Below are 23392 nucleotides of genomic sequence, written 5' to 3' on the forward strand. Positions count from 1 at the left end.
GGCTATCACTCTCTACCGATGGCGACCGGGGTATCCAGCCGGCCGCCCCATTCCGACCAGGAACCATCATAGAGCGTATTGTCCGTATGTCCCAATGATTGAAGTGCAAGCGTGATGATTGCGGCGGTCACGCCCGATCCGCAGGTCGTCACGACCGGCTTCGTCAGGTCGACGCCGGCATTCGCAAAGGTTTGGCGCAAAGCGTCGAGGTCTTTGAGCTTGCCGCCTTCGGAGAAAACGCCGGAGGGAAGGCTTCTGGCGCCGGGCATATGGCCTGACCGCATGCCGGCGCGTGGTTCCGGCTCCTCCCCGCTGAAGCGGCCGGCGCCGCGCGCATCGGCCACCTGGGCGAGGCGGTTCTCGACGATATCCTTCATGCGCTCGAAGGAGGTGACGGCCCGCGCGTTAAAGCTTGCATGGAAGGTCTGCGGCGCGGGGCTCGGGACCTCGGCGGTCGTCGGTCTGCCGTCCGCCTTCCAGCCGTCCATGCCGCCGTCAAGAACGAAGACATTCTTCGCGCCCATGATGCGGAACATCCACCAGACCCGGGGCGCCGTGAAGATACCCGGTCCGTCATAGACGATAATCGTGTCGTTCTCGCTGATGCCCATCGCCCCGACGGCTCTCGCAAAGCCCTCCGGCGAGGGGAGGGTGTGCGGCAAACCGCTTGCCTGGTCGGCGATCGCATCCTGGTCGAAGAAGACCGCTCCGGGGATATGCGCGGCCCTGTATTCCGCCTTGGGATCGCGCTGTTGCGCCGGCAGGTACCAGGCGGCGTCGACGATCCTGATGCCCGGATCGCCGAGATGCTGCTCGAGCCAGTCCGGGGCAACGACGAAGGCGCTTCTTTTGTTGTTATCGTTGGTCATTGTCGTTCCTCGATGGCTTAAGGGGCGGCAGGGTTTTCGGCCGTTCCGAAACGTATCCGGAAGCGCCGGTTCTCCTTACCTTTCTTTTCGATCTTGGCGATGTGAATAGCGCCGACTTCCTGCGTCTCCGAAACGTGTGTGCCGCCGCATGGCTGGCTGTCGATGGAGGAACTTTCGCCGATGCACACCAGGCTCACCCGGCCCATGCCGCTAGGCGGCCGGACATTCTTCGATTTGACGATACCCGGATTGGCGGCGAGTTCCTCGTCGGTGATCCATTGCACGTAGACCGGATGATTCGCTTCGACGAGCTTCATCAGCGCCGCCGTTACCTCGTCCTTGTCGATCGTTTCGCTCATGTCGAAATCGACACGGCTCTCTTCCTCGCCGACCGCGGCGCCGGTGATCGGGTAGGGGCAGACGACGGAGAGCAGGTGGCATGCCGTATGCATCCGCATCAGCCGGTACCGGCGCGGCCAGTCGATGTGGAGGACGAGTTTCTCGCCGATCGCCGGCCGTGCCTGTCCATCGGCGGGGACATGCACGATGACGTCCTTGCTTGCGCCATGCCGTGTGTTCGCGATTGCGATCCGGCTGCCGTCCTCGCGCTCCAAGAAACCCGTGTCGCCCGGTTGTCCGCCGGAGGTCGCATAGAAACAGGTCTGGTCGAGTTCGATCCCGCCGTCTTCCAGGATTGCCGTGACGCTTGCTTCGCAGGTCGAGAGGTAGAAATCCTCCCGGAAAAGGGCGGTCACGGTGCTGGTCATGAAGACTATCCGATTGGTTCGTATGGAACGGTGATGTTGGAGCTTTTGTTCAGCCAGGCCGGGACGGGCAGGCCTTTCGAGGCAAGGAAGTCCGGATTGAAGAGTTTCGACTGATAGCGGTTACCATAGTCGCAAAGGATCGTCACGATCGTATGTCCGGGGCCGAGCTCTCGCGCCAGTCGAACCGCGCCGGCGATATTGATGCCGCTCGAACCGCCGACGCAGAGGCCCTCCTTTTCGATCAGATCGAACACATAGGGCACCGCTTCCGAATCGGGAATCTGGTAGGCGAAATCGGGCGTGAAGCCCTCGAGATTGGCGGTAACGCGGCCCTGGCCGATGCCCTCGGTGATCGAGCTTCCGCTCGCCTTCAGTTCGCCATGGGCGTAGTAGTTGTAGAGCGCCGCCCCTTCCGGATCGGCAATGCCGATCTTGACGGCAGGGTTCTTGGCGCGCAGGCCCTCTGCCACGCCGGCAATCGTCCCGCCGGAGCCGACTGCGCAAATGAAGCCGTCGACCTTGCCGTCCGTGTCGCGCCAGATCTCCGGCGCGGTCGTTTGGACATGCGCCTCGCGGTTCGCGACATTGTCGAACTGGTTCGCCCAGATGGCGCCGTTCGGCTCGGTCTTGGCGAGTTCGGCCGCCAGCCGGCCGGAAATCTTCACGTAGTTGTTGGGGTTCTTGTAGGGCACGGCCGGAACTTCGACGAGCTCCGCTCCGAGAAGGCGCAGCGCGTCCTTCTTTTCCTGGCTCTGCGTTTCGGGAATGACGATGACGGTGCGATATCCAAGCGCACTGCCGACGACTGCCAGCCCGATGCCGGTGTTGCCGGCCGTTCCTTCGACGATCACGCCGCCGGGGCGCAACTGACCGGCCTTCTCGGCCTCGCGAATGATCCAGAGCGCTGCCCGGTCCTTCACCGATTGCCCGGGATTGAGGAATTCCGCCTTGCCGAGGATGGTGCAGCCGGTGGCTTCGGAAACGGCATTGAGCCGGATCAGCGGCGTATTGCCGATGGCTTCGAGCACGGACGGATAGACACTCATCTTAGAAAACCTCACGCTGGACGGAACGAACGCCGGGCCTCAGCCAACCATTAACCTCGACGAACGGCAAGCGATAAACCTTTGGAGTAAGAGCAGGATCGCCGAAATATTGGCGTGTTTTCGGCGCAGGCTGATCAATAGGCAAGAAATAGCGTTTCGCCGCTTTCCTGTCCCGGGCAAAAATCGTCTCCGCCATCAATTGACGGCTGGAGGAGGAAGCGTGCGGGCAGGATTTGCCGTCGGAGAGGAGCGGGCTCGGACGCGCCGAGCCGTGGGAAGCGCACACTTCCCCGAACGACGAGCGAGGACGAAATGATGACTGCATTTACCGCCAGGCCGGAGCATGGATGGGCATGGGTCACCGGGGCGAGTTCGGGAATAGGGCGCGCCGTGGCGCTACGGCTGGTGGAGGAAGGTTACTCGGTCGTTGTGACTGCGCGCAGCCATGACAAACTGGTCGCTCTCCAACATGAGGCGGAAGGGCCGGGAAAGATCGTCGTGCTCGACGGCGACGTCACCGATCCGCGCGACATGGAACGGTTGCTGACCGCGGTCGAATACGAGCATGGCCGGGTGGTGCTGGCGATCCTCAATGCGGGTGTCGCCATACCGGTGCGCGGCGACGATCTTCACCTTGACGCATTTGACAAGAGCTTCGCGGTCAACCTGCACGGCGTCGTCAACTGTCTCGTGCCCCTGGTCGAGCATATGAAGGCGAACGGACATGGGCAGATCGCCATCATGTCGTCGGTGGCAGGCTATGGCGGGCTGCCCATGAGCGCAGCCTACGGCGCCACCAAGGCGGCGCTGATCAACATGACCGAGAGCCTGAAATTCGACCTCGACCGGATCGGCATCCGGCTCCAGCTGATCTGTCCTGGCTTCGTCGCGACGCGTGGCTCGGTGAAGAGCAATCTCCCGCGCCCGGCTCTCGTCAGCGCCGAGGCGGCGGCGGAATGGATTTGCACGGGACTGAAGTCGAGACATTTCGAGATCACCTTCCCGAAACGCTTCACCTATGCCGTCAAGTTGCTGCGGTTGCTGCCCTATGGCGCCTATTTCGCCCTTCTCGACTGGCTCGTCTCCGGCCCGGGCCCGCATGGTGCCGCTCCGAAGCACAAGCAGTCGCCGTCCGACAAGCGACCGCGTCAGGCGGTGTGAAGCACCAACACCGCGCCGAAGATGAGAATCAGGCCGGCCCAGCCGATCGGCTTCAGCTTCTCTCCGAAGAAGAGCCGGCCGCAGATCGCCGTGCCGAAAATTCCGGTGCCGCCTAGCACGGCATAGGCGATTGCCAGTTCCATGCCCCGGACGGCTTCGGCCAGCAGAGCAAAGGCGGCAAGCACAAGCAGGATCGAAAGTGCACCCCAGCCGCGCTTCACGAACCCGTTCGACTTCGTCGAAGCGAGATTCGCGGCAACGTCGAGGATGCCGGCCATGACGGCGAAGGCGAAAGAGAGGCCCGATGCACTCATGCCGCCGCCTCGTCCGCCGTTTCCCCGTCGGGTCTCCCGGCGTTGACAAGCAGGATGCCCGCCACGGCCATCGACAGGCCGAGAATTTCGCGGCCGCTCAGCACATGGTTGAAGACGAATACCGAGACGAGGGTGATGAGTGCGACGCCCGAACCTTCCCAGATCGCATAGGCGACGCCGACCGGGATCGTCTTCACGGCCCTTGCGAGGAACACGTAGGAGAGCGCAATCGACGCATACATGACGGCGTGGCCGACATAGGCGGTCGACATCGAGGCCGCCTTCATGACGGTCAATCCGACCACCTCGGTCGCAATCGCGAGCCCAAGGAAAAGCCACGCCAAGCGCATAAGTCACCTTTATGAAATTGGGTGAGGCGACAAATGAAAAGAGCCACTCGGGCTCTCGCCGCGAATGGCTCTTCGAAACTGGCTCCCCGGGCCGGATTCGAACCGGCGACCTATCGATTAACAGTCGAGTGCTCTACCGCTGAGCTACCAGGGATCATCTGCGCCGCAGAAGTGAGGCTGCTAATACAAATGCTTTCTCGATTTGCCAAGCGGTTTTTCAAAAAAAATCTCGGGAGCCGGTTGCGGGCCTGTGGAGAAAGCACCAACTGTTGGGGTGTTGGTTGAAAGAGGCATAATGACGAACGACGGCAAGAAGAGGTATTTCGGCATCGATCCACAAACCCGTCAAATCGTGCTCGGCACGTGGCGTATCCCGTTGCCCGATTCGCCGCTGCTGCGCATCCTGATCGGCTCCCTGCTCGTCGTTTGTGGCTTGCTCGGTTTTCTGCCGGTCCTCGGCTTCTGGATGGTTCCGCTCGGCCTGCTCGTCCTGTCGCATGACATTCCTGCGGTGCGCCGGGCGCGCCGCAAGCTCGCCGTCTGGTGGGCCCGTCGGCGCGGCACGGAGAATTCCTCGGGGAAGTGAGCGGCTTGTCGCCGCGGCGACGACGGCATGGTCAAATCGGCGCTGATCCAAGAATCGGAACATTGAGCCCTACAGAGTGCCACGGCGCCTTTTGTGCCGCGCTGTCGTAAGGCCGTCGCATGACCTTGCAGATGGTCAGCGACGAGGGGCTTGTGTGCCTATGATGTAGGCGCTGTTTGAAATTCAAATCGGAACCAGCGAGCAGAGAAAGAGCGACACCCATAGCCCAACGGGTGCCGCTCAACAGAGTTTCCATCGCCCTTGTAAGGGTAACTGCTATTAACCCGGATTTCGTGGATTAGTTCCGCCTCCCACAGTGGGAAAACGTTCGGGCAGGGCCCCTATACCTTGATACCGCCGACATGCCGGACGGCGGAAAGAAGGCGCCTGTCTCGGTACGGCCACTCTGAGCATTGGAATATGTCTGACGGGAGGAGTGTCCCACGCATATGGCAGCAACAATCTGCCCATGCGAAGGCGGACGTCTAAGGAGAATGACTATGAAAAAGCTTCCGAGAACCATCGCGGCATCCGTGCTCGGACTGTCAATGGCGGCGGCCCTCCCGATAATCTCGTCGATTGTCATGCATGATGGCGGCACCGCCCAGGCGTACGGCACTCCCGGTCCGGCTCCCGCCCCGGGACAGGACGGCGGCAGTCACAGCGGTGGTGGTGACACCGGCACAGGCGGAGGTGGTACTGGTGGCGGCAGTGGCGGTGGCACTGGTGACGGCGCGGGCAGGACCGGCACGGGCAACTGAGCTGATAAACGCAAGTCCCCAAATCCCGCCCATCCGAAAGGATCGGCGGGCTTTTCATATTGCATACCATGTCGCGTCGAGTCGCCGTGGCTCTCGAACCTGATTGCAACATGACGCGACATGAAATCAGCCGACTTTCCGGAGTCGGTTCAGGCATCTAGCTGATTTCATCGAAGAAATTTTTGGAGGCCTCGCCCGGAATTGAACCGGGGTACAAGGATTTGCAGTCCTCTGCGTCACCACTCCGCCACGAGGCCTCTCATGCTCGGAAAATCGAGCGATGGCGGGCGTTTAGCCCGTCCAACTTATTTTTGCAAGACCAGATGCCTGAAAAACCTCCTGGAGATTTCCGAACTGATGTTTCAGACCGTTCTTCCACAGCCTGTTTCGCGAGCTCAAAGACATGTAGCACACCGTCCCAAGCAACGTCGCACCCAGACAGGTGCGACGAAATCAAACCTGGGCCGTCTGCATTGTTTCCTCGGCAGTCGTGTTGGCGCATTCGATATTCGTATCTGTCTTGTCGCCGGCGGCCTGATGTAGATCGCCGCCGTTGGCCTGACTGAACCTGAGCGGTAGACCCTCCGCCTCGAACGTCTTCACGCGCTGGTCGTAGTTTGGCGAAATCGTACCCAGCACGCGATCCCAGAACGAGAAATAATTGCCGTAGTTGTATCGAAATCCGGAATGATGCTGATCGTGGAAGGTCGTGCACAGCAACGGGGACGGGTAGCGCGCCGAAGACGAGGCGAAGTACTCGAACCCACAGTGGCCGAACATGCCGTTGAAATGTTCGAACAGCCTTTGGCCGATGAGAATCGCCGGCGGAAACGGCACGATGAAGACGATTACGGCTGAGAACCCCTGCAATAGAAAATTGTCGAGAACGTCCTCGGAGTAGGTGCTCCAGATCGTTGGTGCGACGCTCTTGTGATGAAGTGCGTGCAACGGATAGAGCCACTTCGTGTGCAGCAGCCGGTGCATGAAGTAGAACCAGGTGTCGGAGAGGAACATGCACAGGACAAAGAGCGGCACGGCCGCCCACCAGGTGAAGGCCCAGGGCGCCGGCGCCCAACCTTTTTGCTGGGCGTAGAGGCCGATGGTCAACGGCAGGCAAGCGCTGAACATCGAAGCCAGGCTCTGGCGGATTTCCGCTTTGCGACGTTTGTCGGAACCGCGCCCCTTCTGAATCTTTCGCTCAGGATTGCGGTCGTTGACCCAGGTAAGACCATAGCCAAGGGCGAAATAGGTAACGACTGTCGTGGCGTAGAATCCGAACAGGAACAGAAGGTAGAAGAGTTCGTCCGACATCGGCACCTGAGCCCTCCGAGCCAGTTTCGCGCCGGCGGAACATGCCATGCCGTTTCGGCAATTCAAAGTGGAAATGCGCGGATCGGATAGCGTGACGTCTTCCTGCTGCCAAGCGCGGAGGATCTCGCCCGCACCGCCGCTGATCGCTGCATGTCTCCTTAAATCGACCTTGATGTAAGGACGAAGACATGCAGCAATTCAAAGTACAGCGACCCTTTGCGCGCCTGATAGGGCGCGCGGCGCTGTAGGCGGAATACCTCCGGGCTGGACGAAACGACCGCTCATGCAAGCGGCCAAGACCACTACCAAACTGCGTCTAATGATAGCGCCGGATCAGGCCGACGAGCTTGCCCTGAATCTTCACCCGGTCGGGTCCGAATATCCGCGTTTCATAAGCCGGATTCGCTGCCTCCAGTGCGATCGACGCGCCCTTGCGGCGGAATCGCTTCAAGGTTGCCTCCTCGTCGTCGATCAGGGCCACGACAATGTCTCCCGGGCTGGCGGTGTTTGCGTTTCGGATGATCACCGTATCGCCATCGAGAATGCCGGCCTCGATCATCGAATCGCCCTTAATTTCGAGCGCATAGTGCTCGCCGTTGCCGATCATCTCGACCGGCACGGAAATTTCGTGCGTGTTGTTCTGGATCGCCGAAATCGGCACGCCCGCAGCGATCCGCCCCATGACCGGCACCGTCATGGACGTGTTTTCGGCCGGCGCCGGCACCGGCTTCGGCGCAGCCGGAGGCTTGCCCAGGCTGCCTTCGATGACGCTCGGCGAAAAGCCGCGTCGCGGCTGCGAGGGTGCGGAATAGGCTTCCGGCAGCTTGATGACCTCGAGCGCACGGGCCCGATTGGGTAGCCGGCGAATGAACCCGCGCTCCTCGAGCGCCGTTATCAACCGGTGGATGCCGGACTTCGACGCGAGATCGAGCGCGTCTTTCATCTCGTCGAAGGACGGCGGCACCCCGGATTCCTTCATCCGTTCATGAATGAACAGCAGCAATTCCTGTTGCTTGCGGGTCAGCATGCGCGTCACTCCAGATTCGCGAAACAAATCAAGAACAGAAACTATCCGTTCCATATGTGTTCCGCAAGCACTTAATATTCGGTGAATTTGAGCCGAGCGTTGAAGTCCGTCGGGGCAACAGAGGGGTGGCTCCGCTTGACGCCGGAAAACGGAGGACGCCGCGCATTCGGCGCAGCGTCGCGCGCCGGCCGAGCCTCGTGGCTCGGCTCGACTTTGCCCTTACGCCGGCCCTACAGCGCCGCGCGCCCGATCGGACGCACGAAGTCGCTGCAGCGCTTTTTAGTAGGCGAGGCGCAGCCCGCCGGGGCTGAGAACGTCGAAATCAGGTTCAGGATAGGGGCCGTACCACTGGGTGTAGGTTGTGTTGCCCGTTGAGCCCGTCGAAGCGCATCCTGAAAGAGTGAGAAGCGTGATTGCAGTGACGGCGATCAGAAATTTGAGAGGCATGTTGTTCTCCGCTTGCGGGAGTTGCCGATATGCAATGATGCCAGGCGCTAAGTCTCTCTCAAATCACGCTCTTTGGCAAGCGAGAGGCAATGCGAGAAGACCGCTTTTCTCGGTGAGAAAATACCGCGCGGTCAACGTCCAGGCCTCGAATCCCGGGGCTTTTTTGCTTCACGTCTGAACCTGCGAACGGTCTGAACAGAATACAGTTTCTAGTGGTGGGCGGCCCACCCATGTCTTAGGAACGATCTGTTACCTATGTCTCCGGGCTGGACAAATGGAAATTTGGTGGAGTCGAAGGGAGTCGAACCCTCGACCTCCGCAGTGCGATTGCGGCGCTCTCCCAACTGAGCTACGACCCCGGCAGCTTACGTATATAAGCGGATTTGGGCGGCTACGCCAGTCCATCTTGTGCCGGACGCGTTGGCCGAAGTTCTTCACTCACCCAGGATTTTCCGAAGCGTCGCTGCATCCTCGAGGAAGGCGGCCGGCTCGTCGTTGGCGACGAACTCCAGCATCGCAAGTCTCCGCCCTTTCCAGCGCGACTGCGGAAGGCTGGCGAGGATGGTTCGCCAGTAGTCCGCCGCCGACGCCAGGGGAAAACGGTTGCGGTCCCGATCCCAGGCGAAGACGTGGAGATGGGAGACATGCTGGCCGATCCGTGCGACCTCGGCGATCGCTTCGCCGAGCGGCAGCCCGGGGCGCGGCTGCCAATAGAGATAGGCATTGTCGTGGGCGATCGACTCGATCAGCTCGCATGCGGACTCGGTCGTGTCCGTCAGCGATTGCGGGTGATATTCCAGCGAAACGCTGATGCCATGCCGCCCCGCTTCGGCAGCCATGTCGCGGATCGAATCGGCCGTCGCGCGTCTTTCGCCGGCGCTATAGTCTTTGGAATCGCGCCGGCGGGTGCCGGCCCAGATGCGGATATTCGAAGCGCCGAGCGCGATCGCACTCTCGACTGCATGCCTGAATTCGGACGGATCATCTGTCGGCGGCGCCACATAGGAGCCGTAGGATATCGCCAGTCCAGCCCTTTCGCAGAGGCGTCCGACAATCCGGGCAACGGATGTGTCCCCGGGAGGAACATGTGCGTCGCCCGCCCATTCGATTGCTGCAAGGCGCGCTTCTCGGGCGAGATCGACAATACTTTCCGGGGGCAAGCCGCGGAAGGTGACGGTGCAGAGCCCCGGTTCGAAATCGCTCATGCCATGCGCTCCAGCTCGTGCTTGCGGATTTCGAACAGCAGCGGCCGCCCCGCGAGAAAACGTTCGATTTCGTCGACGGCCATTTCGCCGAGGCGCGTCCTTTCGAGGCCGACTGCGCCGGCAATGTGCGGCGTCAGGAAGACGTTCGGCAAACCATAAAGAGGCGACGTTTCTTCCGGCACCTCGGGATGTGTCACGTCGATGATGGCATCGATCGCGCCTGTCCCGAGCTTGTCGATGAGGGCGGCCTCGTCGACGAGCGCGCCGCGCGCCGTGTTGATCAGGGTTGCACCCTCCTTCATCAGCGACAGGCGCCGTGCGTCGATCATGTGCCTGGTCTCGGGCAGAGAAGGCGCATGCAGCGAAACGATGTCCGAGTTGGCCATCAGCGCATCGAGATCGGCTTTTTCCGCGCCGAGGCCGGAAGCGCTTTCTCGGCCGACCAGCGGATCGTAGAGCAGCACCCGATAGTCGAATGGCCGAAGCAGTTCGATCACCCGCCTCCCGATCCGCGAGGCGCCGATGATACCGACTGTGCGGCGATAGTTTCCAATCGCCTGTCCCTGCAGCAGTTGGGTCCGCTGGCGTCCTCTGTCGGCTGCGTAAAGCGCGCGGAATCGAAAGACGTTCTTGCCCGCAAAAATGATCGCCGCGAGCGTGAACTCCGCAACAGGCACGGCATTTGCCTCGGCCGCATGGCTTACGGTTATTCCTGCATCGAACACAGTGGTATCGATCAGGCCCTTGACCGTTCCGGCGGCATGGACAACGAGGCGAAGGCGCGGTGCCGCCGCAAGAGCGGCTGCGTCGAATCGCGGCGCGCCCCAGCCGGTAACCAGGATTTCCGCTTCGGCCAGCAAGCGATTCGCTCGGCTGTCGGCGAACCCGGTCATTGGTCGCGGATCGAGAATGCGAGAGAGGCTATCGATCCGCGCGAGAAGGTCCGGCGTCAGGACGTGCTGCGTCCTTTCGGGCTGCATTGCAAAGGCGATCGCCGGGCGGCTCATGGCATTCGTCCCGGCGCATTCATGGCGCTGACGGTCACGCCTTGCTCCGCGACGGCACGCAACTCGGCGAGATCAGGCGCAGCCGGCGGATGTTCCCAGTCGCTCGAAACGGCAGAGGTATCGCGAAGCGCCAGTACGGCACAGCGAAGAACGGTCTCACCCGCCGGTATCGTTGCCCGCAGTTGCGCCACCAGGGTCTTTGCAGCAATGAGGTTGGTATTTGGCGGCGCCTTCTGCGCCAGACCTTGGCGTGCGACCGTCGAGCCGAGATCGCGGATTCCGCTGAAATCCTCTTCACCGATGGCATAGGCAGCGCCGGTCAACGCGTAAAGCGCGTCGAGTTCGAAGTCCCGTCTGGCAATGGCAAAACCGCCCTCGGCCGTTTCAAGCGGCCTTGGAGTGACGATCCGGTGCACCCGCACATGCCAGGGGGCGGCCGGCAGCAGCCAGCTTTCAACAACAACATCCGGCCAAGGCGACCACTTGGAATAAAGCACAGTGCCGGCAATCCGGACATCTTGGTTGGTCTCGCGCACCCGGTAGTGAATACCGTCATCACTGAAGGCCAGCATGGAATCGAACGCCGCGCCGGCAAAGCCCCGTTCGTCGCTCTCGATGCTGAAGCCATACCGCGTCGAATAGGCGAATTTCGCGTATTTTTCCGAACCGAACCGCATCTGGCGGTTCTCCTGTCCCGAGGAAAGCGCCACGACGTCGCCTTTGCAAGGCATCGTCACCATGCCCGGATGGGGAAGCGCAACCGTGCCGGGGGGCCGTGCGGGTGGCGTTTCCGCAGACGTCCAGAACGGATGGTCTTCTTTCACGGCGAGCGGCAGGAAGGCCTTGAACGCCCAATAGGGCGAACCCGCCGAATTGTAGTTTTCCGACATCAGGAGGTTCGGATAGCCGTAGCCGATCGACAGCACGCCGTCGCGGTGCGTCATCGGCTTGTCCGCCCACCATCTGATATGGCGAAGGCAAAGGCCCTTGATCTCGCCCCAGGGCAGCGCCTCGAGATCGGCAAAGGCCAGCGCCGACCAGAAGCCGGCACAGGCGAAGCGGTAGGTGAGGCTGCGCCCAAAGGGCAGGGTCGCCCCATCCTCGGCGAACCAGTGACGAAAATCCCTGGCGAAGGCGAGGGCGCGCTCGCGATAGCGCTTCGAATAATCATCATCGACAAGGCGCGAATAGATAAGGCCATAGAAGTGCATGGCAAAGGGGATGTAGTGATCGACCCGTCGGACATTGCCGTCGCGATACCAGCCATCGGCAATGTAGAAATCGTCGAGCTCGGAGAGATAGGCGTTCGTGAGGCTGCGGTCGTAATTGACGCCGAGGCGGTCGAGCGCGATGTCGACGAGAATGCGGAAGAACTTCCAATTGTTGTCGGCATAGTCGAATTTCCGCGCGTGGAGCAGATAGGTGACGAGATTGTCTCTCGCCCGGCCGTTCAGCGGATCCCACAGTTTTTCGGGGATCAGGGCGAGAGCGAAACCGATGGCAGCGAGCTCGACCATGCGCTGGTCGCGATTGTTGACCCAGCCCCAGAATTCCGGATGGTTCGGATCGGTGCCGTTCGCGATGCCATCGGCATAACGCTGCCAATGGCGAAAATCGCCGCCGCCTGCGGCAAGCGGCGCAAGGCCCCAAAGGGGCCTCGCAAAGCCTTCGAGATCGGCAGCCGCCCGATCGAAGTGGGCGCCGGCTGCATCAAGGCGGACCCGTGCATTCCCCTTGGAAAAATACGGCAGCAGCGGATCGAAGAGGTCCTGCAAGGCGTGCTGCATGTCGCTGCGCGTTTTCAGAGGATTGGCGGCGAGCGGATTGGCACTGGCAGGGTCATAGGTCATGGGTGCTGTCTCTCGTCCAAGCTTCCGCCGGTCACCGGGGTCACCGCGTGAGACACATGCCGGGCCGGTGCATCACGGTGCTGAAGACGGAAATGCATCATGCCGATCGCTTCGCGACCGAGAGCCACGCGGTCGACGCGCATCGTCGCAAGCCGTGGGTTGGCCATCTCCGCGCAGGGCAGGTCGTCGAAGCCGACGATGGCGAAATCCTCGGGCACGCGCCGGCCGATCTCGGTGACCGCTTCGAGCACGCCGACGGCGATAAAGTCGTTCATGCAGAATGCTGCGGAGAATCCACCGTCCTCGGCAAGCGCGGCGAGGGTCGCCGCATGCGCCTCGACGCTGGAATTGCCCTCGAAGGGCAGGCGGATGACGCGCCCTTCGGTCCCATCAACCGAAGCGACTGCCGCCTCGAAGCCGCGGATGCGCTCGCGGATCGTGTTTCGGTGCGATCCGGTCAGGTGAAGGATGCGGCGATGGCCAGCCTTTAGTATCCGCTGCGTCGCCGCGTAGGCTCCGTGGAAGTTCGAGGGAGAGATGCCGTCGAAGCGCATTTGCGGATCGCTGCCATTGACCAGAACGACAGGGGCGCGACTTTCTTCGAGCCATCTGCAAAGTGCGTCGGCGGGATCGATCCCGACCAGAAAGAGCCCCTCTGCGCCAACGGCCTGGAGGTGCTCGCACACGGTCTCCGGCGTCGCCTTCGCCTCTCTGACAAGGCGGACATCGAAGGACATCCCGACTTTGGCCGCCTCGGACCGCAGGCCCTCGACAATGCCTTCATAGAAGACGCTCAGTCCGCCGGTCATGCCATGGCTCGCGATCAGGGCCAGGGTGCCCGGTATCGCCGTCGAGGCAGCTTTCGTTGGATAGCCGAGGTCGCTCGCAACCTGCAGGATCTGCCGGCGCACGTCCTCGCTGATGCCCGGTTCGTTCGCAAGAACGCGCGAGACGGTGGAGACGGAAACCCCGGCATGGGCAGCGATGTCGGCTTGGCGCAAGCGTTTGGATGTGTCGATCATAGCGCAAGCATTGCGCAAACAATGCAAATTTGCAAGTGATAAACAAATTCTTGCAAAAAACCGTTTCTTGCATAAGCTTCTGCGGAGTTCGGTTCCGCCGCGCGCTGGAGGAGAGCGCGAGGCAAACAACGACAGGAGGAACAGCATGCTTTTCAATCGACGCACATTCCTGCTCGGATCGGCAGGCGCGGCCGCCGGCCTTGCGCTTGGCGCGACCTCACCACTCGCGGCTGAAAACGTGCAGCTGCGCGCCATGTGGTGGGGATCCAATGACCGCTCGAAGCGGACCTTGAGTGTTGCCAAGCTGTTCCAGGAGAAGAACCCGGACATTTCGATCGTCGGCGAAAGCCTGAGCGGCGACGGCTACTGGACCAAACTCGCGACCCAGATGGCCGGCCGCGCCATCGCCGACGTTTTCCAGCTCGAGCCGAGCACGATTTCCGATTACTCGAAGCGCGGCGCCTGCCTCCCCCTCGATCCTTTCATTCCCTCGACATTGGACGTGGGTGCCTTCGGCAAGGATGTGCTGAAGCTGACGACGGTGGACGGAAAGCTGTGGGGCATCGGGCTCGGGCTCAACGCCTTCGCGTTGTTCTATGACGCCGACGCCTTTGCGAAGGCTGGAATAGTGCCGCCAGGGGTCGATACCACCTGGAAGGAATACGCCGACATCGCGATCGAGATTACCAAGGCCGCCGGCAAGAAGAACGTTTGGGGCGGTCCGTACGGGGCCCGTTATGCCTATGTCTTCGACGCGTGGCTCAGGCAGCGTGGAAGCAGCCTCTACACCGAGAGCGGCCTCGGCTTCGGCGTCGACGAAGCCAAGGAGTGGTATGCCTACTGGGAGGACCTGCGCAAGCGCGGCGGCACCGTCGGCGCCGATATCCAGACCCTCGATCAGAACACGATCGACACAAATTGCCTGTCGCTCGGCTATTCGGCCATGGGCATGGCCTATTCGAACCAGATGGTTGGCTATCAGCTGATCATGAAGAGCAAGCTCGGCATCGGCATGTTGCCGCGCGCCGAGAAGGGCGGCCCCTCCGGCCATTACTACCGGCCGGCATTGATCTGGAGCATCGGCGCGACGACCGAGCATGGTGAAGAAGCCGCGAAGTTTATCAACTTCTTTGTCAACGACCCGGAAGCCGGCAAGATTCTCGGCGTCGAGCGCGGCGTGCCGATGTCGCCCAAGGTGCGCGAGGCGATCCTGCCGTCGCTCAACCCCACGGAAGCGGAAACGGTGAAATACATCAACGCGCTCAAGGACCAGGTGGGCAGCTACCCGGCGCCCGCACCGCTCGGATCGACGGAGTTCGACCAGCGGGTGCTTCGTCCGATCGCCGATGAACTGGCCTTCGAACGGATTTCGATCGCCGACGCGGCGACGCGCCTGGTCGAAGAGGGCAAGGCAACGGTTCGCGCCGGCTGATCCCGGCAAGCGATCAGGGCTGCAGGCGGCTCAGGAACTGGGCGAAGACCATCGTGCCTTCCGGCCATGGCCCGTGGCCGGATTCGGCATTGATGTGGCCCGCTTCGCCGGCATCGACGAGAAGCGATCCCCAGGCATTGGCAATGTCGCCCGCCTGTTCGTACGAGCCGAACGGATCGTTGCGGCTGGCGATCACCAGCGATGGAAAGGGTAGGGGCTCGCGCGGATAGGGCCCGAAGGTCATTAGATGCTTCGGTCGGATGTTCGGGTTGGCGACATCGGGCGGGGCGACAAGAAAGCCGCCCGCGATCTTCTTCTTGCAATGCGGAAGCGCGTGAACGGCCGTGGCGATGCCAAGCGAATGGGCGACGATCACCACCGGTTTCGTTGCGGCATTGGCCTCTTCGATCATCCGCGCCACCCAATCTTCGCGCACCGGCTTCGACCACTCCGCCTGCACGACGCGGCGCGCGGTCGACAGTTTCCGCTCCCATCGGCTTTGCCAATGGTCCGGCCCGGAATTGGTATAGCCGGGAACGATCAGGATATGCGCTTCTGAAACCTTCATGATCGCCGCGATTTGGAGACGAAAAGAGCCGAAGTCAAGGCACAGGCGACAAGGGTTGCGTTTTCTGTATAATCGGAGACGGCGGTCGCGGTTCGCAACGGCCTTTTTCGCCGCCGCTTGCGAATCCATGGCTGCTCTGGTTCGTTGAGGAGTGTGAGCCATGACAACCTTCCATGTCCTCTCGGGAGCGAACGAAAGCGCCGTTCCCGAGATACGAAAGATTGGCATTGCAGATGTGTTCGATGCGCTGCGTCTCGGGTTCGAGGATTTCCGCGAGAAGCCTTCGCATTATGTTTTTCTGTGTCTCATCTATCCTGTTGCCGGTGTTGTGCTGATGACCTGGAGCGCGGGGGCGAACATGCTGCCGTTGCTCTATCCGCTCGCATCCGGCTTTGCCCTCATCGGGCCTGTCGCGGCTATCGGTCTCTATGAGATCAGCCGGCGCCGCGAACTCGGCATGGACGCGTCCTGGCCGCATGCGCTGCGGCTGCACCGCAATCCGGCAATTCCGTCGATCCTGGCGGTGGCCGCCCTGTTGTTCGTCATTTTCGTCGTCTGGCTCCTGGTCGCCCAGGGCCTCTACATAACGATGTTCGGCGCAACGCCACCGAACTCCATTGCCGAATTCTGGAATGGCGTCATCGGTACCGATCAGGGCTGGAACCTGATCCTCGTCGGCAACGCGGTCGGCTTCATCTTCGCGGTGATCGTGCTGTCGATCAGCGTCATCGCCTTCCCGCTGCTGCTCGACAGGGACGTCGGTGCCATGACGGCGGTCGAGACCTCGATACGGGCAACCCTCGCCAATCCGGTGCCGGTCGCCCTGTGGGGCCTCATCATTGCCGCCGGTCTGGTGATTGGCTCGATTCCGGTGTTCGTCGGCTTGGCGGTGATCATGCCGATCTTCGGCCACGCCACCTGGCATCTCTATCGGAAACTGGTGGAACCGGCGCGGCCGATTCGCTAGACGGCAAGCGGGGCGGCCGGCCATTGGCCGGCCGTCGGCTTACCGGAAAAACTTGTAGTAGGACGAGATTTGCGCCGCCGTGTTGGATGACAGCTTGAGCTTGATGCCGATCCTGTCGCCGCGGCACCAGCGCACCATCCCGGTGAGGAAGCCCAGCTCCTCGCTGCGGATCGTCACTTCCTGGCCCGTCCGGGCGCCGATGTCGAACAGCAGCTGAAAACAGATCCCTTCGTCGGAAAGGTCCTTCACGACGCCATTGCTCGAACCGGTGCTGCAACTGACCGTGCCGGTTATCTTCGTGTCCGTGCGCGCCGACGCGCGCTGCACGCTCTCCCTAAACGCCATGGCTTCCTCTGACCTGATTGTTACGGGTTGAGATTCCATGAGAGCGTTGAAAGACCGGCTAACAAAATGGCCCGCATTTGAAACAAGCGCTCAAATACGGGCCGATTCCATGCTGACGACGCTCTCGTGCCGCCAGCGGCACTCGGAGAAGCGGCTCAGACCGTGCCGAAAACCCGGCGGAAAATCGTGTCGACGTGCTTGGTGTGATAGCCGAGGTCGAACTTCTCGCGGATATCCTCTTCGGAAAGCGCCGCACGGACTTCCTGATCCGCCAAGAGTTCCTCGAGGAAGTCCTTCCCTTCCTCCCAGACCTTCATGGCGTTCCGCTGCACGAGGCGATAGGCGTCCTCGCGGGAAACGCCGGCCTGGGTGAGGGCGAGAAGCACGCGCTGCGAATGAACAAGCCCGCGGAACTTGTTCATGTTCTTCATCATGTTCTCCGGATAGACGAGGAGCTTGTCGACGACGCCGGTCAGCCGCGCCAGCGCGAAATCGAGCGTCACCGTTGCATCCGGTCCGATCATCCGCTCGACCGAGGAATGCGAAATATCGCGCTCGTGCCAGAGGGCAACGTTTTCCATCGCCGGAACGACGAAAGCGCGGACCATGCGGGCAAGGCCCGTCAGGTTTTCCGTCAGCACCGGATTGCGCTTGTGGGGCATCGCCGAGGAGCCCTTCTGGCCGGGCGAGAAATATTCCTCTGCTTCGAGCACCTCGGTTCGCTGCAGGTGGCGAATTTCCGTCGCAAGACGTTCGATCGAAGAGGCGATGACCCCGAGCGTGGCGAAGTACATGGCATGGCGGTCGCGCGGGATCACCTGGGTGGAGACCGGCTCCGGCTTCAGGCCGAGTGCTTCGGCCACATGTTCCTCGACCCGCGGATCAATGTTGGCGAAGGTACCGACGGCGCCCGAAATCGCGCAGGTCGCAATCTCTTCCCGGGCGGCGAGAAGGCGCTCTTTGCAGCGGTCGAATTCAGCATAGGCGAGTGCGAGCTTGACACCGAAAGTCGTCGGCTCCGCATGGATGCCGTGGGAGCGGCCGATCGTCACCGTGTCCTTATGTTCGAAAGCGCGGCGCTTCAGCGCCTCGAGTAGCCTGTCGAGGTCGGCGAGCAGGAGATCGGTGGCACGGACGAGCTGCACGTTGAAGCAGGTGTCGAGCACGTCGGACGACGTCATGCCCTGGTGCACGAAGCGGCTGTCCGGTCCGACGAATTCTGCAAGATGGGTAAGGAACGCAATGACGTCGTGCTTGGTGACCGCTTCGATTTCGTCGATGCGCGCCACATCGAACTCAGCCGCGCCGCCCTTTTCCCAGATTGTCTTGGCCGCGTCCTTGGGGATCACGCCGATTTCGGCGAGCGCATCGCAGGCGTGCGCCTCGATCTCGAACCAGATGCGGAACTTCGTTTCTGGCGACCAGATGGCCACCATTTCCGGCCGGGAGTAACGGGGGATCATGGGCTCTATGCTTTCATCGTCAGTGGAGGATGGCTGTGCCTCTACCAAAGATGGGACGGAAGCTCAACGCTATTGCGGTCGCGCCAGCCCCAGGCTCGCCAACACGAGAGCGACGGCCCCGAGGGGCAGGTACAGCCTGACACCCAGCACCAGGAACTGATAGTAAGCGGAGAGCGACGTGAACAGCGCCTGGTAGAACCAGATGCGCGAGCCGGTCGCCGCATGCCACTGCGAATAGAAGATACGATAATCGAGGGCAAATAGCAGCGCCGTTACCCCGACGGTTCCGGCAATCAGGCACAGGAGATAGGCAGCAAAGCGTGTTTCAACGGCGCGATCCTGCGCCATGCAGCGCCCGGCGAAGAGCGAGAGCGGCCAGGCGATGAAGCCGCCCGAGGCGAAGAGAAGCAGGATGCTTTCCAGGTGAAACGTCGCGTCATGCTCGCGCAGCCAGAGCGCGTACCAGGCCGAGAACGCCATCGTCAGACCCCAGGCAGGACCGCCGAGCAATGTTTCCCGCCACGACGGGATGGCACGAAGGAAGCGCCCACGTCTCTGATAACCGGTGGGAGCGACGACGCGCCTGCGCGAGGCCGGCTGTTCCTTCATCGTCCGGGCCAGGTCGGCACCGCGATCCAGCGGCCGTCGGTCGTACCCTCGAAGCCGAGGGATTTGACTAGGACCATGACGACGTGGACTTGCGAGCCGTCGTCATTGACATGAGTCACCACGCCGCCGATGCGGTAGCCGGTCGGGCAGTGGCGGCTCTCCGGAATGCGGCCATCATCCTGCAAGACCTCGGACACGGGCTGTCCGGCTTTCTCCGTCATCACCAGGCGGAAGCCTTTGACCTCTTTCAGGAGATCCTTGCAGATCCCCTCGGGTTCGAAACGCTTCTCCTCGAGTTCGAGCTCGTAAGTCTTTCGAAACGCCGCGTCGGCGGGAAATGCATCGTATTTCAGCCTGTGATCAGCTGCGTCGGGCTCCGTCACAGGATTATAGGCAGCGAGCAGTCCAGGCGTGTCGAGAAGCCGGTAGGCGTCGATCAACGGCGCCGCCCGCCGCCGCGCATCATGGCGAGCTTTCGCCAAGGCGCCGCCGTCCTCCTCGACGCGCGCCCGCACGGGCGCACCTGGCAGAAACGTGTCGGTCTGGGTGTCGAGGATGTATATCGCTGAATAGGGAAAGCCGGAGCCATCCTGAATGCCGTGTTCCTCGAAGGCAAAGACCTTGCCGTCCGAGGAAAAGCCGATCGGCTGGAAACTGGCATAGTCGCCGGCGATCGCTGGCGACGCGGCGCTCACCGTTGCGATCAGGACTGCAGTCGCGACCGCCGCCCGCATGCTCATCAGCGACCCTTCTCGGCCGGCGTGCGGATCGCCTCGATGGCGGCGCGGTAGGCTTCGACGGAGCCGCCCTTGAAGATGGCGGAGCCTGCGACCAGCACATTGGCCCCGGCACCGGTGACGACACCGGCGGTTTCCGGCGCGATACCGCCGTCCACCTCGATCTCGATCGGCCGGTCGCCGACCATTGCCTTGATGCGGCGGATCTTCTCTTCCATCACCGAGATGAACTTCTGGCCGCCGAAGCCCGGATTGACCGTCATCACCAGAATGAGATCGAGGCTGTCCAGGACATATTCGAGCGCGCTTTCGGGCGTCGCGGGATTGAGCGAAACGCCGGCCTTCTTGCCGAGTGCCTTCACGGTCTGCAAGGAACGGTGCAGATGCGGGCCAGCTTCGGCATGGACGGTGAGGATGTCGCAGCCGGCCTTGGCAAAGGCTTCGAGAAAGGAATCGGCCGGCGCGATCATCAGGTGGCAATCGAATGTCGCGTCCGTGTAGGAACGCAGCGACTTGATGACGTCGGGACCGAAGGTGATGTTCGGCACGAAATGCCCGTCCATGACGTCGAGATGGATCCAGTCGGCGCCGGCATCGACGACATCGCGGACCTCCTGGCCGAGCTTGGAGAAATTGGCCGCCAGGATCGATGGGGCAATGCGAATGGGGTGGGTCATGAACAGCCTCCGGTCTTTGCCGCGCCCATAGCATCCCGCGACCGTGCAAACAACATGCGAGGGCGGGCCTCAGTTATCTGGCAATGCCGACCAGGCGGGCTTGAGGTCGCCCGCGGCCGCCGCGGCATCATGCACGCCCCGCGCGATTGCCCTTGCCATGGTTGCCGCCGCCGCGGCGCTCAAGTCGATGAAATCCTCCAGCAGGAGTTTCTTGCCGCTGGCGCCCGTCGAGAGCGCAAACACCAGATCGCCGTCGAGCGGCGTATGGGACGGCCACAGCGCCCGGGAGAAGCCGTCATGGGCGGCAATCGCCAGACGTTTCGCCTCGGCCTTCGAGAGAGCCGCGTCGGTGGCGATGACGGCAATGGTCGTATTGGCGGCTGCGGCCGCCGCCTCGCGAAACTTGAGCCGTGGCTGCGCCGCATCCTGCGGCCAGGGAGAAGGCATCCCGAGCCCGCCGAATTCGCCATCCAGCTCAAAGGGTGCCGCCCAGAAATGGCGTGTCTCGCCGATGGTTGCCGAGCCGAGCGCGTTGACGGCGACAAGCGCGCCGACGGTGATGCCGTTCGCAAGGATCGTCGAGGCGGAACCGAGGCCGCCCTTGAGGGTGGCGGTGAGTGCTCCGGTTCCGGCTCCGGCACTGCCGGTCGTGAAGGCGCCGGCCTGAGCACGTGCCGCGGCGTAGCCGAGGTCGCGGTAGGGCGAAAATTGTCCCCAGTTCTTTTCGCCGCCATTCATCAGATCGAACAGGATCGCCGCCGGAACGATCGGAATCCGATGCGGGCCGACGGGAAAGCCGCGGCCCATTTCGCGAAGGGCTGCCTGAACGCCCGAGGCCGCGTCCAGGCCGAAGGCGGAGCCGCCGGATAGGACGATCGCGTCCACGGTCTGGACCGTATTGTGCGGGGCCAGCAGGTCGGTCTCGCGCGTACCCGGTGCGCCGCCGAGAACCTGGACCGCCGCCGTAGCCGGCGGATCGCAAAGCACCGCCGTGACGCCGGATTTCAGCCGGTGATCCTCGGCGTTGCCGACCAGGATCCCCGCGACGTCGGTGATCAGATTGGTCGGTCCCTTGCGCATCACTCAGCCTTGCCTGTTTCCGTGGCGGCCGCGAAACGGCCGTCCCGCCATTGCATCAGAGTGTAGGGGCTCCCGGCCCGTTCGTGCGTAATGTCAAAGCGGACCGGCCCGAGGGCGGTCGCATAAGGCCCCTTCGAAAGAGCGTCCAGGACAGCCTTATCATCTTTCTCCGCTTGATCCTTCGCCTGCTCGAGAAGCGACACCGCTGCAAAGGCCGGAAGAACGTAACCATCCGGTTCAATGCCAGCGGCACGCATTGCCGTGACGACCGGCGCCGCCTCGCTCGACCGGGCCGCGTCGGGGATGGTGACGGCCAGAACGCCATTCTCCAGCGGCACGTCGAGATCAGCGGCGTTCAGCGTATCGCCGCCAAGCAGAGTTATCGGAACATTCTCTGCCTTTGCGTCGCGGGCGATGACGGCGGTATCGTTGCGGTCGCCCCCGGTGAACACATGCGTTGCGCCGCTTTTCGCCAGGCGTCGAACGAGGCTCACCTGCTGTTCCTGGGCCGGGCGGTAGGTGTCGGTGAAAACCGGGGTGAGGCCGATCTCGGCAAGGGCGTTGCGGACGCTTTCGACGAGTTCGCGGCTATGGATCGTTCCGTCGTCGATGAGCGCCAGCGGCTTGTCCCTCCAGTTGGTCACGATCGCATCAGTGATCGCCGCGGCCTCGGCTTTGCCGCTCGGTGCCAGGCGAAAGAGCGGCCATTTCTTCTTGATGGCGTCCTCCATGAGAATATCCGAGCGGACGCTGAGGGTGATCGCGGCAATGCCGGCCTCGGCGAGGGCAGGCAGCGCCGCTTCCAGGCTCTCGGTGCAGAGAAAGCCGATCGCCGCCTCGGCGCCGCTGGCAAGCAGCGCCTTCGTCAACGCCTCGCCGCCGGCCGGATCGCAGCTCTCTGCGATCGGTACGATCTCGCTTCCCCGATCGGCAGCCTGGAAGGCGGCGCCATCGGTGATCTGTTTGCCGAGCGCCGCGAAGGGGCCATCGGCGGGCGCGACGACGGCAATCTTCAGGCCGGCCGCAAACGCGGGAGAGGTCAGCGTCAGCGCAGCGACAAGAAGGCTCGTACCAATTGATTTCAGCATGTTTTTTCCCGCTATCGCACGCCATGTTTTAAGGGAGTGGCAGAACTCGTCAAAGGAAAAAGATGGGCCTGGAAACGACGATCGCCCCAGTGCGTCATCGGCGTCGCGCATTGGCAAGAATCTCGATCGGCCTAGTTTCATATTTTTCGCGACAGTCTATGTATGTGCGAGATACCGATCCGGAGCGTGATGTGTTGGAGAAGACCCGGCTGGACCCGATAACCTATCGCGATACGATGAGCCGCTTGTCCCATCACGTGCAGTTGATCACGGCGGCGGATGGTGCCGAGCGGCGCGGCGTAACCATTACCGCGTCCTGCTCGGTGTCGGACGATCCGCCGACGATTCTCGCCTGCCTCAATGCCGCGAATTCGCGCAACGACATCTTTTTGCGCGGCGACAGCTTTGCGCTGAACGTCCTCGGTAGCCAGCATCTCGCCTTGGCACATGCCTTCTCCGGACGTGACCAGCTTGATATGGAGCGCCGCTTTGCACTCGGCCGTTGGACTGAGCTGGCGACCGGATCGCCGATTCTCGTCGACGCTATCGCCGCCTTCGATTGCCGTCTGCTCGAAGTGAAGATCATGGCCACCCATGCAATCCTCTTCGGCGAAGTGGTGGACGTGCGAATCGGCGAAAAGGCACCGCCGCTCATTTATGTGGACCGGGGATACCGCACGCTATAATTTTCCTCGAGAGAGGA

General features: G+C 62.2%; 26 protein-coding genes and 3 tRNA genes. 5 read left to right on the top strand and 24 right to left on the bottom strand.

Annotated elements, in window-relative coordinates:
- Nucleotides 1-5: 5 nt before the first annotated feature.
- Genes sseA through NGR_RS18750 form a run of 4 tightly spaced genes read right to left on the bottom strand, consistent with a single transcriptional unit; the run spans nucleotide 6 to nucleotide 2878 of the window.
- Nucleotides 6-869: a 3-mercaptopyruvate sulfurtransferase gene (gene sseA, locus NGR_RS18735; protein ID WP_012708039.1), complete on the bottom strand. Its 864-nt coding sequence runs from the start codon at nucleotides 867-869 to the stop codon at nucleotides 6-8.
- A 17-nt stretch (nucleotides 870-886) separates the two neighbouring features.
- Nucleotides 887-1636: an alanyl-tRNA editing protein gene (locus tag NGR_RS18740; RefSeq protein ID WP_012708040.1), complete on the bottom strand. Its 750-nt coding sequence runs from the start codon at nucleotides 1634-1636 to the stop codon at nucleotides 887-889.
- A 5-nt stretch (nucleotides 1637-1641) separates the two neighbouring features.
- A complete protein-coding gene (locus NGR_RS18745; protein WP_012708041.1) occupies nucleotides 1642-2682 on the bottom strand; it encodes a cysteine synthase A in 1041 nt (346 codons plus the stop codon).
- A 1-nt stretch (nucleotide 2683) separates the two neighbouring features.
- Complete coding sequence (locus NGR_RS18750; RefSeq protein ID WP_164924319.1) at nucleotides 2684-2878, bottom strand: hypothetical protein; 195 nt, start codon at nucleotides 2876-2878, stop codon at nucleotides 2684-2686.
- Nucleotides 2879-2994: 116 nt separating this feature from the next.
- On the opposite strand from NGR_RS18750, the gene NGR_RS18755 reads away from it, so the two are divergent.
- Nucleotides 2995-3843, top strand: coding sequence for an SDR family NAD(P)-dependent oxidoreductase (locus tag NGR_RS18755; RefSeq protein WP_164924320.1), 849 nt, complete (start codon nucleotides 2995-2997; stop codon nucleotides 3841-3843).
- Here NGR_RS18755 and NGR_RS18760 read toward each other — a convergent pair.
- The 3 genes from NGR_RS18760 to NGR_RS18770 all read right to left on the bottom strand — a co-directional run bounded on the left by NGR_RS18760 (nucleotide 3831) and on the right by NGR_RS18770 (nucleotide 4661).
- Nucleotides 3831-4157 carry an SMR family transporter gene (locus tag NGR_RS18760; protein WP_012708044.1) on the bottom strand — a complete coding sequence of 109 codons (327 nt, stop codon included), beginning with the start codon at nucleotides 4155-4157 and terminating at the stop codon, nucleotides 3831-3833. The genes NGR_RS18755 and NGR_RS18760 overlap by 13 nt on opposite strands.
- The gene (locus tag NGR_RS18765) at nucleotides 4154-4507 is read right to left on the bottom strand and encodes an SMR family transporter (protein ID WP_012708045.1); all 354 of its coding nucleotides are present in this window, start codon (nucleotides 4505-4507) and stop codon (nucleotides 4154-4156) included. Before NGR_RS18765 ends, NGR_RS18760 begins: the two co-directional genes overlap by 4 nt.
- Nucleotides 4508-4586: 79 nt before the next feature.
- Nucleotides 4587-4661 (bottom strand) — tRNA-Asn (locus NGR_RS18770).
- Between the two features lie 141 nt (nucleotides 4662-4802).
- Here NGR_RS18770 and NGR_RS18775 point away from each other — a divergent pair.
- Nucleotides 4803-5093, top strand: coding sequence for a hypothetical protein (locus tag NGR_RS18775; protein WP_012708046.1), 291 nt, complete (start codon nucleotides 4803-4805; stop codon nucleotides 5091-5093).
- 944 nt (nucleotides 5094-6037) lie between these two features.
- Here the strand turns inward: NGR_RS18775 and NGR_RS18780 are convergent.
- From NGR_RS18780 to NGR_RS18815, 9 genes are all read right to left on the bottom strand, one after another.
- A tRNA-Cys gene (locus NGR_RS18780) sits at nucleotides 6038-6111 on the bottom strand.
- A 196-nt stretch (nucleotides 6112-6307) separates the two neighbouring features.
- Complete coding sequence (locus tag NGR_RS18785; RefSeq protein WP_164924321.1) at nucleotides 6308-7165, bottom strand: sterol desaturase family protein; 858 nt, start codon at nucleotides 7163-7165, stop codon at nucleotides 6308-6310.
- Between the two features lie 316 nt (nucleotides 7166-7481).
- Nucleotides 7482-8192: a transcriptional repressor LexA gene (gene lexA / locus NGR_RS18790; protein WP_164924322.1), complete on the bottom strand. Its 711-nt coding sequence runs from the start codon at nucleotides 8190-8192 to the stop codon at nucleotides 7482-7484.
- A 279-nt stretch (nucleotides 8193-8471) separates the two neighbouring features.
- Nucleotides 8472-8639: a hypothetical protein gene (locus tag NGR_RS32390; RefSeq protein ID WP_165447154.1), complete on the bottom strand. Its 168-nt coding sequence runs from the start codon at nucleotides 8637-8639 to the stop codon at nucleotides 8472-8474.
- Between the two features lie 283 nt (nucleotides 8640-8922).
- A tRNA-Ala gene (locus NGR_RS18795) sits at nucleotides 8923-8998 on the bottom strand.
- A 75-nt stretch (nucleotides 8999-9073) separates the two neighbouring features.
- Entirely contained in the window at nucleotides 9074-9844 is a 771-nt protein-coding gene (locus NGR_RS18800; protein WP_012708049.1) for a sugar phosphate isomerase/epimerase family protein, read from the bottom strand.
- Nucleotides 9841-10851: a hydroxyacid dehydrogenase gene (locus tag NGR_RS18805; protein ID WP_012708050.1), complete on the bottom strand. Its 1011-nt coding sequence runs from the start codon at nucleotides 10849-10851 to the stop codon at nucleotides 9841-9843. The genes NGR_RS18800 and NGR_RS18805 overlap by 4 nt, the downstream gene beginning before the upstream one ends.
- The gene (locus NGR_RS18810) at nucleotides 10848-12701 is read right to left on the bottom strand and encodes a DUF2264 domain-containing protein (RefSeq protein ID WP_012708051.1); all 1854 of its coding nucleotides are present in this window, start codon (nucleotides 12699-12701) and stop codon (nucleotides 10848-10850) included. Before NGR_RS18810 ends, NGR_RS18805 begins: the two co-directional genes overlap by 4 nt.
- On the bottom strand, nucleotides 12698-13723 hold the full coding sequence (locus tag NGR_RS18815) for a LacI family DNA-binding transcriptional regulator (RefSeq protein WP_012708052.1): 1026 nt from the start codon (nucleotides 13721-13723) through the stop codon (nucleotides 12698-12700). Before NGR_RS18815 ends, NGR_RS18810 begins: the two co-directional genes overlap by 4 nt.
- A gap of 145 nt (nucleotides 13724-13868) precedes the next feature.
- Between NGR_RS18815 and NGR_RS18820 the strand changes: the two genes are divergently transcribed.
- Entirely contained in the window at nucleotides 13869-15155 is a 1287-nt protein-coding gene (locus tag NGR_RS18820) for an ABC transporter substrate-binding protein (protein WP_164924323.1), read from the top strand.
- 13 nt (nucleotides 15156-15168) lie between these two features.
- On the opposite strand, the gene NGR_RS18825 is transcribed toward NGR_RS18820, so the two are convergent.
- On the bottom strand, nucleotides 15169-15723 hold the full coding sequence (locus NGR_RS18825) for an RBBP9/YdeN family alpha/beta hydrolase (RefSeq protein ID WP_164924324.1): 555 nt from the start codon (nucleotides 15721-15723) through the stop codon (nucleotides 15169-15171).
- A 160-nt stretch (nucleotides 15724-15883) separates the two neighbouring features.
- On the opposite strand from NGR_RS18825, the gene NGR_RS18830 reads away from it, so the two are divergent.
- Nucleotides 15884-16690: a DUF2189 domain-containing protein gene (locus tag NGR_RS18830; protein WP_012708055.1), complete on the top strand. Its 807-nt coding sequence runs from the start codon at nucleotides 15884-15886 to the stop codon at nucleotides 16688-16690.
- A 39-nt stretch (nucleotides 16691-16729) separates the two neighbouring features.
- On the opposite strand, the gene NGR_RS18835 is transcribed toward NGR_RS18830, so the two are convergent.
- From NGR_RS18835 to NGR_RS18865, 7 genes are all read right to left on the bottom strand, one after another.
- Nucleotides 16730-17035 (bottom strand): PilZ domain-containing protein, encoded by a 306-nt coding sequence (locus NGR_RS18835; RefSeq protein ID WP_012708056.1) that lies wholly within the window; start codon nucleotides 17033-17035, stop codon nucleotides 16730-16732.
- Between the two features lie 155 nt (nucleotides 17036-17190).
- Entirely contained in the window at nucleotides 17191-18498 is a 1308-nt protein-coding gene (purB, locus tag NGR_RS18840) for an adenylosuccinate lyase (RefSeq protein ID WP_012708057.1), read from the bottom strand.
- A 69-nt stretch (nucleotides 18499-18567) separates the two neighbouring features.
- Nucleotides 18568-19107, bottom strand: a complete 540-nt coding sequence (locus tag NGR_RS18845; RefSeq protein ID WP_193377903.1) for a hypothetical protein — start codon at nucleotides 19105-19107, stop codon at nucleotides 18568-18570.
- On the bottom strand, nucleotides 19104-19841 hold the full coding sequence (locus NGR_RS18850) for a DUF2259 domain-containing protein (protein ID WP_164924620.1): 738 nt from the start codon (nucleotides 19839-19841) through the stop codon (nucleotides 19104-19106). Before NGR_RS18850 ends, NGR_RS18845 begins: the two co-directional genes overlap by 4 nt.
- A gap of 5 nt (nucleotides 19842-19846) precedes the next feature.
- Entirely contained in the window at nucleotides 19847-20521 is a 675-nt protein-coding gene (rpe, locus tag NGR_RS18855; protein WP_012708060.1) for a ribulose-phosphate 3-epimerase, read from the bottom strand.
- A 69-nt stretch (nucleotides 20522-20590) separates the two neighbouring features.
- On the bottom strand, nucleotides 20591-21604 hold the full coding sequence (locus NGR_RS18860) for a P1 family peptidase (RefSeq protein WP_164924325.1): 1014 nt from the start codon (nucleotides 21602-21604) through the stop codon (nucleotides 20591-20593).
- Nucleotides 21601-22689 carry a branched-chain amino acid ABC transporter substrate-binding protein gene (locus NGR_RS18865; RefSeq protein WP_012708062.1) on the bottom strand — a complete coding sequence of 363 codons (1089 nt, stop codon included), beginning with the start codon at nucleotides 22687-22689 and terminating at the stop codon, nucleotides 21601-21603. The genes NGR_RS18860 and NGR_RS18865 overlap by 4 nt, the downstream gene beginning before the upstream one ends.
- A 158-nt stretch (nucleotides 22690-22847) precedes the next feature.
- On the opposite strand from NGR_RS18865, the gene NGR_RS18870 reads away from it, so the two are divergent.
- Complete coding sequence (locus tag NGR_RS18870; RefSeq protein WP_164924621.1) at nucleotides 22848-23375, top strand: flavin reductase family protein; 528 nt, start codon at nucleotides 22848-22850, stop codon at nucleotides 23373-23375.
- Nucleotides 23376-23392 lie beyond the last annotated feature (17 nt).

It is taken from the genome of Sinorhizobium fredii NGR234, assembly GCF_000018545.1.
GTDB classification, from domain to species: Bacteria; Pseudomonadota; Alphaproteobacteria; order Rhizobiales; family Rhizobiaceae; genus Sinorhizobium; species Sinorhizobium fredii_A.